This is a genomic window from Anaerolineae bacterium, from assembly GCA_014360855.1.
Classification (GTDB): Bacteria; Chloroflexota; Anaerolineae; order JACIWP01; family JACIWP01; genus JACIWP01.
This window is the reverse complement of the sequence record JACIWP010000071.1, coordinates 1-12,166: the sequence shown is the minus strand read 5'-3', so window position 1 is coordinate 12,166 and position 12,166 is coordinate 1. Positions and strand designations below refer to the sequence as shown.

The following is a 12,166-nucleotide window of genomic DNA, read 5'->3' as shown; positions in this document are numbered from 1 at the left end:
CTGTGGCCTCACATTGGCAATAATGATGCCCACTGGCGTACTATGCGCCGGACCCAAGATGTCTTCCAGCGGTGTTTCGGGAACACAGTCGAAACAAGCGAAATCAATAGCATTCGTAATGACGAAAGTATCCTTGGGAGTAACACCTACACGCACGGCGACGCTGGTCAAATCGGGATGCACACCCACCCAATATGGTTTTACAAACTGCACAGCCCATTGAAGGTCAAGGGGTAGGCGAGGGTTCATTTCCACATCCCCGTACTGATCCAGGAACACGACCGGCACCGAGGGTAAACACCCAAAAGCCTTCAGAACAGCCACAAACCGAAACGAAGGTCGATTATGGACGTGAAGGAGATGGACTTGCTCGCGCCGACATAGGGCAGAGAATTCCCAAAATGCCGGTAGATCAAAGCGAAACCGCCGGGGCAGGATATGGACTGGCACATTCGCGGCAAGGGCTGGCCGGAGAGCCAGGCTAGACTTGGCCCGCGTCACACAAACGCTGACGCGGTAGCGTTGCTTGTCGGTGGCATTGGCGATCTCCACTACCATGCGCTCCGCCCCACCGGGGGCCAGGCTGTCAATGACGTGAAGGATATGGGGCATCATATTCATATTCACGAGATCATCAATTACCGTTTCCCTGTGGCGATTGTGTCTGGTCTACCGATAAGCGACTGGCTTGGTGGATGCAAGCTCCCACCAACCCATACATCACCCAGGTTGAGGTACCGGTCAGGCCGGCCAACACCCACAAATGGATGCTCATTCCCACGAATGCGGTATAAACCCCCATGGCCCACAGCGCTCCCCCTTTGGCCAACTGCACCATGGCCCCATATCCCCGCCATACCAGCGTGAACAAGAGCAGGGCGAAGGGGATGGTGCCGGCCAATCCCGTTTCTGCGAGAAGCGCCACATACGCGTTGTGCGCGGATAACCGCTGATAGGAGGCCTGGCGCCGCCATCCCCCTAATCGTTCGGGAATGTCCAGCGGGACATACTCCTTGGTCCAGCGCGCCGGCCCCACCCCCACGATGGGCGAGCTTTGGAACAGACGCAGGCCTTTCTGGACCATCAGCCGGCGGGCCAGATAGGTCTTGTCCTCCTCGATGCGCTGGAAGGTCGCATAGCGCTGGCTCACTGCCGCGACCACCCGGTCGGGTGCCAGGGTGATCAGCCCCAAGAAGCCGGCACAGACGAGGATGATTATCAACAGCCCCTTAAAGTGTTGGGGATATACCCGCAGATAGAGCAAGAGGAAGAGCAGAAGCCCGCCGGCGAGACCCACCCAGGAGCCGCGCGAGCCATTGATGGCCGCCGCGCTCCAGACCACGAGGATGCCGACGGCCGCCGGCCAGCGGCGTTTGGTCGCTGGGTCCACGAGAAGCGCATACAAGAAGGGTGTGAACGTGGAGAACAGCCAGCCGTACATGTTCTGGGTAAAGAAGCGCGGACTGGTCCAGGCGCCGATCTTGCCGTAGGCGACAGCCTCGAACCAACGAACCAGGGCGGTCAGCACGACGGCCGCCGCCGTCACCGTCACCACCCGCCGGCCGAGGTCCAGATAGGACACCAGATACACCGTGACAAGGAACACCACGCCCAGCCAGTAGCCAAAGTGGAACACCTCCAGGGCGCCTTGGCGATCCAGGGCGATGCCGCCACTGCGCAGGCCGTTAATGACCGCCGAGAGGAAGATGCCGGCCCACATGGCGCCGGCCAACAGGACCCAGGGACGGTAGTGCCTCAGCCAGGGTGCCGGCGGCCGCAGATACACTTCCAGGGCGATGAGGAACATCAAGGGTGCCGATAGGGAAATGCCCAGGAAGGGGATATCGCCCCAAGGGATTGCGACGTAAGCGGAGCAGAGCAGGAAGAGGAAGATGGTGCGCCGGCGGTAGGTGACATGGGCGGGGCGGGGAAGCACAGCGGAACGCGCTGGCGTACCTTTCTCGCGCGTGATATTGTGTGCCATGCTAGAAGACATGCCCATCGCGATACAACTGCTCCCAGCGATCAATGTATGGTTCCCAACTGAAAGCCTCTTTGACGCGCTGTACGGCCTTCTGGCCCATTTGCCGGCGCAGTCCGGGATCGTTCCCCAGACGTTCCATGGCTTGCTTCAGCGCCTCCGGATCATTCGGGGGAATATACAGCCCGGTCTCCCCCTCCACGCTGGCCAGGTCAGTGACGCCCGGGATACGGGCGATGATGGGGGAAACGCCGGCGGCCATGGCTTCCACCGGCGCCAGGCCAAATCCTTCTCGCCGGCTCGGGAATACAAACACATCCCCAGCCCCCAGCAGTTCGGCAAGCCGGCCGCGGTCGTCCACGCGCCCGAAATAGGTTATCTGCGAATCCAGCCCGCGCAGGGGAGCCATCACTTCTTGCGCCTCCTCATCGCGCAGATTCTGGCTTTCGGTATAACTACGGGGACCGATCACCCACAGGCGCCAATTCGGGTGGCCCGGCGCCAGCTCCGCGAAGGCCCGAGCCAGCAGGTCGAATCCTTTCCTGTAGCACACTGTACCAAGGAACGTGAACACCACGTGCTCATCGCCGGCGCCCAGCTCACCCCGCACGCGGCGGCGCGTCGCATCATCCAGCGGCACAAAGATATCATCCCGCACAGCGTACAAAATCAGGATGGCCTTGCGAGGGAAATGGGCCTGTAGGGGTGCATAGAGCGCCGGACTGACCGCAACGATGTGATCCATATTATGGTAATACAGCCGCTTCCAGGAGCCGCGCCTGCCAGAGAGTTCCAGGGCGGCGCTTTCGCTGTCCGCCAGGGCATGCACCGTCACCGTGCGGGCGCCGCGCCAGCGGGCAATGCCGGCCAGGATGAAGGCAGTGAGGGCATCGGTTGCCAGGCCCACGCCGGGCATGGATCCGAAGTGCACGGCATCGTAGCGATGTGAGAGCAGATGCGTCAATGCCCAGGCGAAGTGGACGGCGCGGCGCAGAAGCCTGCCCGGCCGGCTGGTGTGTACCATGGGTGAGCGGAGAATGGTCATGCCATCCAGGTGGACGTGTGAAGGGAACCCCGGCCGGCCAGAGGTCAGCACAGCGATATGATGGCCGCGGCTGGCAAGGGACTGCAGTCGCTCGATGGCGAGAAGCAGCTCCCCGCCGAAATCTGGCGGCCAATAAGTATAAGAGACGAAAGCGATATTCACCTGCTTCCTCCGACTACAGCGCGGCGAATAGAGCGGGCTAAGGAGAAGGTCTGGGCACCGCCAAGGGCGAGAGCCCCATACAGAAGAAGCCGTGGGGTGAACCCGTAGTGCAGGGCCTGAGAAAAGGCGTGCAGGGCCTCACGGCGCCGGCCCACCCGGGTATATTCTTTGACCAGTCCACACCAGGAGCGGTATCTGGCGCTGTTTAGGGGAGGAATGAGATCGAGCCGGCCGGCTTCCCGGGCGGTCTCCTCGCAGATTTCCAAGGCGCGAATGTGCCATAGTGAGAACTCAATCACTTTCGACGTCGTGCTTTGGTTGTCTTTGTAACGTTCCATGAGAGGGCGTCTCGAAAAGGAAAATCGAAACCCGGATAGTGCGATCCTCCACCAAAGCTCAAGGTCCGCGGCTCCCCGCAGTTCAGAATTGAAGTTGCCCGTTGTAGCTATTACTTCGTGCCTTAGCATTACCGTTGGCTGAGCAATAAACATCGCTTGCAACATAGCCTGGGGCATTCCAGATTGGATGATCCACAAGTCGGTGTCGACGTGCACAGTTTGAAGAAGGGCGAGCCCGTCCCGAGTTTGGGTGAATCCGTCTCCCTCGACACCATTGACCAAATTGATGTTGCGGAAATTTGTGAAATGAAAATCGACGAGGGGCCATTGGCGGAAGATAGCGACTTGGAGGCCTAACTTCCCGGGTAACCAGATATCATCCGAGTCCAGAAATGCAATAAGTTCTCCCTTTGCGCAGCGTATCCCGGTTTCGCATGCTGCGCCATGTCCCTTGTTTTCTGGGTGGCGGAACACCTGAATCCGGGGATCCCCGAACGCTTTGAGCACATTCGGGGTTTCGTCTGTGGAGGCATCATCGATCACAATAATCTCGAGATGGGGATAATCTTGAGCAAGGACGGACTCTAACGCGCGTGGGAGTAGTTTTGCGCGATTGTACGTTGGGATGATAATGGAGACGAGGGGGGAGCTGGATAACATCACAGTCTCACCTCCTCAGCAAGTGCCAGCAAACTAGCGTCTTCCTCATCATCCCATCGTGTAAGTCGCGAGACAGAGTCAGTCCACATAGAGCCTGAAATTGTCGACGCAAGTTCAAGCAAGTCGCCTCTAGCGATTAAGTAGGGTGTGTGAAGGTTTCTCCCCAAGCAACCAGGAGTATAGGTCGTGGACCAGCCAATTACAATACTGTGCCTCTATTTCGCCAAGGGCGTGATTGGGATTTTCCGAAAGCTGGGAGACAATGCAATCCTTCATGTTTCCCCGCGTTCGGATCATCCGCAATAAGGCTCGGCTAACGCCGGCAAACCCCAACACGTTTCTCTCTTCTGCAATGACGTTCATTTATTCCTCCAGATTTGTTATGATTTCATGCAAAATCATTGCAAATCGGCTACCAGCCGATTGAGGAAGATATTCCAGCGAGCGCTTGTATCCTGCCTCTCCCATCCGGGCGGCCAGGTCCGGGTCGCGCAGGACCTTCAGGATGGCCTCCGCCAACGCCGGCGCGTCCGTCGGGTCGTCCACCAGGAAACCGGTCTCACCATGAATCACCAGTTCCTCAAAGCCCGGCCGACGTGAGGCCACCACCGGCGTCCCACAGCGCATGGCCTCCAGGGCCACCATGCCGAAAGATTCCTTCCAGATTGAGGGGAAGACGGCAACATCGGCCTGCACGTAGTGCGCGCCCATCTCGCGGTTGGGCACATAGCCCATGAAGCGCACGCTTCCCGCCGGCAGAGCGGCCGCCCATTCCCGTACCGCCCGCTCATACGGGGTAAGAGCGCCCTTGGAGGCGGCATTGTCGCTTCCCCCATAGATAACCAGCTCGGTGTCGGGTATTTCTCGATGCACTAGCTCAAAAGCGCTCACCAATTCCAATACCCCTTTGACAGGGATAATACGGCCGGCATAGAGGATACGGTGCGGCCGGCGAGTGAAACGATCGGGCGGGGCCGGCGGTACGGGGAACTCATCTCCCAGAGCGTTCGGCATGTGCCAGATAGGCATGGGGTGATTGCCCAACAATTCCCTGGCATATGCCTCCATGCCCCGCGAGTTGACCACGATGCCGTCCACCAGATGTAAAAAGCGCCGGCTCTCGCCCATCTCGCCGCGCATGAAGAAGAGCAACCTGCCGGGCGGGACATGCCGCCGTAGATAGCGGATGTACTGAGGACGATCGTTGATGAAGACCACATCGGGCCGAACCTTTTGCATCCAGGCGACGACTTGGCGCAAATACAGCCAGGAGAGAAGGTCAGGCAGGCCGACCAGGCGACGCACCGCCAGGCGCAAGGGCAGGATGTGCCGCAGAACGGAGCGGTAGAGCGAGAGCAGAGCAGTGCTAAAGATGACGTGATGATACTGACCGCGAGCGGGGAATCGCCGCAACGCCGGCAGTTGCCGAGCCTCGCACGGCGAGATGACGTGCAGGTTCATTCCTGCCGCGGCCTCGGCCACCCGGTAGATGTTCCACGCCGGCGCGCTGTCGGCCGCCGGCGGAACGGGGTGGAGCACCGTTTCGTTGGTGCCGACGACGATGGCCACGCGGGGCGTTTCGGCCACTGGACTGCCTGTCACCTTGGGAGATCCTCCACGAGAGCGCTCAGGTGCCCGACCTCGGCAAACGGGACGTTGGCCACCAGCGTGCCTTCCCACGTCAGCCGCCAGCCTTGCTCTTGGGCGTCGGCGATGTCCAGCACCATGGACAGCTCGCCTCCCAGGTCATCCGCTTGCCCATCCACAATGAACCGCACCTGTCCTCCCAGTCCCAGAAAGTCCGCCAGGTAGCGCAGTTCGTCCTCCTGGGGGCCTTGACCCATAAAGACCACTTGGACCTGGCCCTCGCGGCAAAGAGGGGCCAGCGCCCGCAAGACCAGGTCGGCGCCGTTCTCCCAGCGCCACGCTCCCCGTACGAGGAGCAAGGGGCCTTCGCCGCGGGGTTGCTCTCCATGGGATGGGCTCTTGGACTCACGTGCGATGAGGTTGGGGCCCCGGCGTACGGCCCGCTCATAAAAGGCCAGGAAATCCTCGGCATGCCGCCGGCGGTCAAACAGGCGGCGAGCCGTCTCGTAGGCCGCCTGGCGGACCCGTTCCATCAATGCCCGGTCCCGCGCCAGGAGCAACCGCTCTGGCCAGGTTTCGGGTTGGAGTGCCGGCAGGAGGAAGCCCGACTTCCCATCCTCTATGACCTCCCGTGCGCCGCAGGCATCTGTAATGAAGACGGGGCAACCCCAAGCCATCGCCTCTGCAATGGCATTCCCAAACCCCTCGCTCATTGAGGGATGAACGTAAGCACTCGCATCAGATAGAAGTGACGAGACCTGCTGGAAAGTCGTCTTGCCGAGAAAGGTCACACGGTCCGCCAACTCAAGTTTCTCCACCCAATAACGCAACCGGCTTTCTTCTGGCCCACTGCCGACAAACGTGACCCGTGTCTCAATTCCCTGGCGCGCCAGTTCTGCAGACGCTTGGAGCAGGTCCCCATAGCACTTGGTCCAGTGCAGACGCCCAACCGTAATCAAGTGAAGGCTTTGCCCCAGGCCGGGTCGGAAAGGGGGAAGCAGTGGAGGCAAGGGTATGGGATTGTAAATGACCTGTATCCTTACCTGAGGCCCAGCCCATCGCCTCGCGCAGGCTACGAGATGCCAACTGATCGCGTGCACGCCTGCCGCCTCCCGAAGGGCTGCTCCCGTCTCCTGCGCGGCTCTCTCGCTTCGCAGCGGCATCACCTGCACGTCCGAACCACGCAGGCTCACGGTATACGGGATCCCCAGGGCCTGGGGGACCCACCGCATGAACGCGGCCAGGCTGGCGGTGTGGAAGTGGATCAGATCGGGTTTAAGCCGTTCAAAGAAGGCCAGCAGGACCCGATCCCGCAGAGGTCTCGCCTCCATGGCCCACCTGGGTCGGGCAAGCAGGTGCCGCAGGCTCCACACCTTACCTGTAAGGTCCAGGTGGTCAAAGTTGGGCATCACCAGGGCGGGGATGCGGCAGTCTGCGTCCCCGATGCTTGCGCCGGCGCGCCCCGCGTCAACGCCGGCGCGCCCGACGAGCATCACATCTGCGCCGGCCTCGCGTAGCGCCAGCACATGCCGTTGGATGAAGGTCTCGGCCGGCCAGGTGTACGATACTTCAACGACTTTCATGATCGATAACCTGCTTGATTTACAACCTCCGAGATGAAACTCGCAAGTTCTCGAGCCATCCGCTCGGGTGAATGATTGACACGGACATGTGTCGCGGCTTCCCTTCCCATTGTCTCCTGTAGCTCACGGTCCGATGCGAGCTTCATCAGAGCCCAGACAAGACCCGAATGGATATTCTCCCGAGGAACAAGAATCCCTGTCTTCCCATTCCTTACCACTTCGGGTACTCCGCCAACCATTGTACTAATCACTGGTATTCCACAAGCCATGGATTCCAAAAGGAACATCGGATTGCCTTCAATCTCTCTCGAAGCAAGAATGCTGATATCTGCAGCTCCGTAGAGTTCTATCAACTGTTCATAAGGAACCCAGCCTACGAGCTGAATGTTTGGATTGTTCAGATTAGCAACTGCCTGGCGAAATCTATGGGCAAATGGTAAGTCGGGCGCGCGCTCGCACTTCTCATCGCCAGCAATGACCAATTTCAAATTGGGGATATTCCCCTGAACCTCTTGGAAGGCTGACAATATCAGATCTAACCCTTTGGCATATGCAATGCGGCCAGCATATAGCAACACTATTTCATCTTCCTCCAAGTGATACTTTGCTCGGCTTAGTTCCCGTTTCAGCGCGCGTTGCACAGGGTTGAACATTTCCAAATTGACACCGTTGTAGATTACCCGAGTGGGAAAAGGGGGAGGGCCATATGTTGTTATCAAGCTATCCAAAGCTGCGCGGCAAATTGTGACCAATCCGCGAGCATGACGGAGGAGATAGCGGATCTGTTCTTGTGGCAATGATCCCAAGTTACTGGAGTGGAAGTAAAAAATATGTGCCGCATGTGGACATGCCTGCACAGCCAACTTGAAAGCCGGCCAATGCACATGAGTAACTACAATGTCCGGCCGTATCTTTCGCAACAATTTTGCTTGTCCTAAGAAATACTCGACCCAGGTTACATCGGCCCTCCCAAATAGGCCTTTTCTCCACCGATAGGGCATTTTGTGGAGGATCCATGAGCACCATCGTGGAAGAGTTGTGGGGGACACATGGAGGTACCGTTCTCTATCATACTGCACATGGGCAAGCTCAGGATCCCATAGCGAAATAACTTTAATATCCAGATTAGTCAGATGTTGCTCCATGCTGGATACCAGCCAGGAAACGGTATTCGAACTGGAAACAGGGGGGGCAGGCCGGCGAGAACCCAACACAAAGGCAATACGTTTTCCCTCCAGGGGGTTCTCAATCTCCTCCATTGTGTCTGCTCCTCATCTTTGCGTCCCTCAATACTTGGTCGAATTTGCATGCGACATGGGCATATGTACAATTCTGTTCGATAAATTGCAATGCGTTACGCGCACATCGTTGCCGCAATGAAGTATCAAGAATGAGCTTCTCCATAGCTCGTGGCAACAAGTCTTCTACGTGATTTGCAGGTAACAGAAGCCCCGAATGCTCGTGTTGGAGAATTTCTGGAATACCTCCCTTATCTGTCGCAATTACGGCTTTTTGGCAGGCCATGGCTTCCAGAATACATAATGGAACGCCTTCGTCTGCGATAGTAGGAAGCACAACAACATCCGCCGCCGACAAGAACATAGGAATATCTCGATTCTCGACACCTCCGACAAAATGGACCCGCCCGTTCATATTCCGAGCGCGTTCCCAGAGCTCCTCCTCAAATTGGGGCTCGGGTGCATGTTCCAGCTTGGAGGAGCCAACGATAACTAGCCGGATGAATGGGTATCTCAAAAGCAGGGAGGCGAAAGCGTCAAGCAGAAGATCTACCCCTTTGGATCGTACGATTCGCCCCACATACATGAAAACGAAAGCATCTTCTTCCACTCCAATGCGCCTTCTCACCTCCACGCGGGTATCTTCTGGCATTGGATGAAACAGTTTAGTGTCAACCCCATTATGGATCACCCACGTCGGCACATGAATGGGCCCAAATCGCTCGACTAGTCCGTCAAAGGTGGCTTGGGACACCGAAATGATCCCATCCACTACTTTTTCGAACTTACGCCAATGGGGTTCTGTCAAACGTAGATGCATGTTACTCCCATGATGGTAATACAACAGCGTTGCCCAGGGACAGAAGCGTCTGAGCCAGAAGACCAGGCTGTAGTTCACATGGGAGACTATGATATCAGGCTGATATCTCCTTACTTCCCAAGGCACTGTCATGGCATACGCAACGAAAGAGAGATCATGAGGTTGAAACCAATGGGAAACTACAGGCTTATAGATTCGGTAATAGGGTAATGCATGAAGCACTTGCAGAAGCGCAACGATTAATGGAGACGGTTTGACGGCATGATACTTTGTCCGATCATATTCCAAGGAATCCAGAGCAGGTTCCCAGTTCGCAAAGACGCGAATATCACCACGGGAGAGGTGCTCCACAGTATAATAGATGACCAGCGCCGGCCCGATTGGACGCACTGGAGGTACCGGCGCCAACGATCCGAGAACGATAGCTACCTTTGTCATTGTTCCAGAACGCTTCTCAGCACAGCCTCAATGCGGGCCGCGACGTCCGCCCAGGAGTGTCCTTTCTGTACATATGAGTACCCGTTTATAGCCAGCATCCTGGCCAGTTCCGGGTTCCTATATAGAGTCTCAATAGCATTGGCCAGGGCTTGAGGATCCTCAGGCGGTACAGCCAAAAAACGTTGTTCCAGGTGATGCGCATAAGAATAAGTGCCCGGAAGGTCCGTAACTATCACCGGGCGCTGGCTGGCCCAGTACTCCCACAATTTCATAGAAGCCTCGATGCTCTTGTGCTTCTCCAGAACGCTCTTCTTATAGATTGCCAAACAAACACGAAATCCCGACAGAACCCTTGGAACAAGGGAGTGAGCGATGGGCGGAAATATCTTCACAATGTTTCCTATACCCATTGCGCGAACCTTCCTCTCAACCTCACATGATCTTGCCCCATAAACGAACAGGTGGATTTCCAACACGGCCCCCCTTGCGGAAAGTAAAGCGGCCGCCTGCAGAATTGAATCTATATCAATATGAGGGTGGTTACCCCCCACCATGCCAGCCACCCATGTTCCCGAACAGTTGACTTCAGATGGGCTGCTTTGGCTAAATCTCGCAAGATCGACACCATTATTGATATGGATCACTCTTTCGGGGGACACCTTGAAGGTGGAACAAACAAGGTCGCGAAGTCCGGGAGAACTGGTAATAATCGCCGCTGCGTGCTCATATCGTGGTCTTAATTGCTCAACTGCTTCGGTATATGCTACAGGTCCCTTCCTTTCTGCTATGTCCCCAGGATACCAGCCGTTCACTTCAATGACGAGAGGGATCGGGTATTTTTCTGAAAGCCAGAGAGGCAGTACGTCACCTATCCGATCCCTCTGGTATAAAACATCGGGGCGAAAGATCTTGGCTACACCCAGCGCCAAATAGCGCTGAACAATCGCTCGAAAACGACGCGGTAAATAATGAATAGCCTGGGGGAAACTTACTACCTTCAGCCCCGATTGGGATACTTCCCATTCATTTCGGTCCACCAAGAGCAGCACGTTATTTCCACGGCCTGCAAGATGGTTACAGACTTGAACAATATGAACACTAGGCCCTTCTTCTCTTTGAAGCTTTTTCTTCGCACTACAATACAAGATTCTCACCGCCTTTCCCTCCCTATACCCTATATATGGCTAACAATTCGGCAGAGTTCCATCACTAATACTGACTCTTCCTGAAATCAAGCCCTTCCCCAAAAGGTGGACGCCCCTTACATGAATATACGTTAGCTTTGTCCATTGTTGCGCAACTGCTAATTCCTCATCGCGAAGCCCATCGTCCAGGAAGAATATAGCTTGATCTTGAACGTACTCCCTAACGAGAGGAAGTGTCCCGAAACGAGCACCTTTTTTGCCGGATGGTCCATCTACTATGATAAAATTGGGTTTTACAGTCAGCAATGATGAAAGTTTATCCGGCGGCAGGGAGTAGCATGGAATGTTCTTACCTTCAATCGCTTGCTCTATGAGAGGAGCATGCAGGACCCTTGCAAATCTATCCAGACCTGCTTCCCGAAGACGCTCTCTGACCAAGAAAGCAACTTCCTCATCCTGTTCGATGGAATACACAAAGACACGGTTAGTACCCTGGTGCAGGTCAACCATGATCCTAGTGAAGCAAATAGTACTTATTCCGCTTCCAAACTCAAGGATTGCCGTTGGCTTCAACTCCCGAAGGGATTTTATAAGAAAATTGATCGTGGAGACATCTAAAGACCAGAGAGAAAATTTATATCCCGCGACTAATCTACGGACGTTATCATCTTCAACCAGCGATCCATCCAGAATCAGCGAATCTTGAAAGTCACATAACTTAGCTATCTCCTTGCCTGCGATCCATCGGAGATAAGATATAAAGAGAAGAGGAACTGGATGTTCTCCTGCAACTAAATGCAATGCTCTTAACAAACACTTTGCCGATAAGGTTCTTATCCAGCGTTCAGACATTAGAAATTTCCCATCGAGACGTGACAAGAACATTCCCTTGATTCCTTTGAGGTAATCGCCCTGTACCGAAAAAGTCTGTAAACTTCACTGAAAATCTCGCCACATCCTCCACTTCTTCTAGGGGCTCAAACCGACCTCTCCCGAGGGCAACTTTGATGGAATACTCCCCAGGAGCTAGCGCAGGGGGCTCAATTTCACATGTTATAACTACATCGCCATAAATTCGGTCAATCCTATGTCTGGAGAAGTAGGTTCCCACTGTAAACACTCGCTGACCGTAAACTGTATTTACACCAATGCCAAATTCCGGATTTGCT

Annotated in this window: 11 protein-coding genes; all 11 read right to left on the bottom strand. The window is 55.9% G+C overall.

What is annotated here, in order from left to right; genetic code table 11:
* Positions 1–558 (bottom strand): hypothetical protein (locus H5T60_05565; protein ID MBC7241896.1); only part of this gene is annotated, 558 nt, incomplete at its 3' end.
* Positions 559–634: 76 nt separating this feature from the next.
* Positions 635–1,984 carry an O-antigen ligase family protein gene (locus tag H5T60_05560; GenBank protein ID MBC7241895.1) on the bottom strand — a complete coding sequence of 450 codons (1,350 nt, stop codon included), beginning with the start codon at positions 1,982–1,984 and terminating at the stop codon, positions 635–637.
* 1 nt (position 1,985) lies between these two features.
* Positions 1,986–3,188, bottom strand: coding sequence for a glycosyltransferase family 4 protein (locus H5T60_05555; protein MBC7241894.1), 1,203 nt, complete (start codon positions 3,186–3,188; stop codon positions 1,986–1,988).
* Positions 3,185–4,189 (bottom strand): glycosyltransferase, encoded by a 1,005-nt coding sequence (locus tag H5T60_05550; GenBank protein MBC7241893.1) that lies wholly within the window; start codon positions 4,187–4,189, stop codon positions 3,185–3,187. The genes H5T60_05555 and H5T60_05550 overlap by 4 nt, the downstream gene beginning before the upstream one ends.
* Positions 4,190–4,549: 360 nt before the next feature.
* Positions 4,550–5,788: a glycosyltransferase family 4 protein gene (locus tag H5T60_05545; protein ID MBC7241892.1), complete on the bottom strand. Its 1,239-nt coding sequence runs from the start codon at positions 5,786–5,788 to the stop codon at positions 4,550–4,552.
* Positions 5,785–7,356 (bottom strand): glycosyltransferase, encoded by a 1,572-nt coding sequence (locus H5T60_05540; protein ID MBC7241891.1) that lies wholly within the window; start codon positions 7,354–7,356, stop codon positions 5,785–5,787. Before H5T60_05540 ends, H5T60_05545 begins: the two co-directional genes overlap by 4 nt.
* Positions 7,353–8,615 (bottom strand): glycosyltransferase family 4 protein, encoded by a 1,263-nt coding sequence (locus tag H5T60_05535; protein MBC7241890.1) that lies wholly within the window; start codon positions 8,613–8,615, stop codon positions 7,353–7,355. The genes H5T60_05540 and H5T60_05535 overlap by 4 nt, the downstream gene beginning before the upstream one ends.
* A complete protein-coding gene (locus H5T60_05530; protein MBC7241889.1) occupies positions 8,602–9,852 on the bottom strand; it encodes a glycosyltransferase family 4 protein in 1,251 nt (416 codons plus the stop codon). Before H5T60_05530 ends, H5T60_05535 begins: the two co-directional genes overlap by 14 nt.
* Positions 9,849–11,006 carry a glycosyltransferase gene (locus H5T60_05525; GenBank protein MBC7241888.1) on the bottom strand — a complete coding sequence of 386 codons (1,158 nt, stop codon included), beginning with the start codon at positions 11,004–11,006 and terminating at the stop codon, positions 9,849–9,851. Before H5T60_05525 ends, H5T60_05530 begins: the two co-directional genes overlap by 4 nt.
* Positions 11,007–11,036: 30 nt before the next feature.
* Positions 11,037–11,849, bottom strand: a complete 813-nt coding sequence (locus tag H5T60_05520; protein ID MBC7241887.1) for a class I SAM-dependent methyltransferase — start codon at positions 11,847–11,849, stop codon at positions 11,037–11,039.
* Positions 11,842–12,166, bottom strand: a 325-nt coding sequence (locus tag H5T60_05515; GenBank protein MBC7241886.1) for a Wzt carbohydrate-binding domain-containing protein, incomplete at its 5' end; no start/stop codon positions are given. The genes H5T60_05520 and H5T60_05515, both read right to left, overlap by 8 nt.

What these genes read in the sequence shown, in the direction of transcription:
- H5T60_05560 (MBC7241895.1), bottom strand. Translation starts at nt 1,984, where the DNA reads ATGGCACACAATATCACGCGCGAGAAAGGTACGCCAGCGCGTTCCGCT.
- H5T60_05540 (MBC7241891.1), bottom strand. Translation starts at nt 7,356, where the DNA reads ATGAAAGTCGTTGAAGTATCGTACACCTGGCCGGCCGAGACCTTCATC.
- H5T60_05535 (MBC7241890.1), bottom strand. Translation starts at nt 8,615, where the DNA reads ATGGAGGAGATTGAGAACCCCCTGGAGGGAAAACGTATTGCCTTTGTG.
- H5T60_05530 (MBC7241889.1), bottom strand. Translation starts at nt 9,852, where the DNA reads ATGACAAAGGTAGCTATCGTTCTCGGATCGTTGGCGCCGGTACCTCCA.
- H5T60_05520 (MBC7241887.1), bottom strand. Translation starts at nt 11,849, where the DNA reads ATGTCTGAACGCTGGATAAGAACCTTATCGGCAAAGTGTTTGTTAAGA.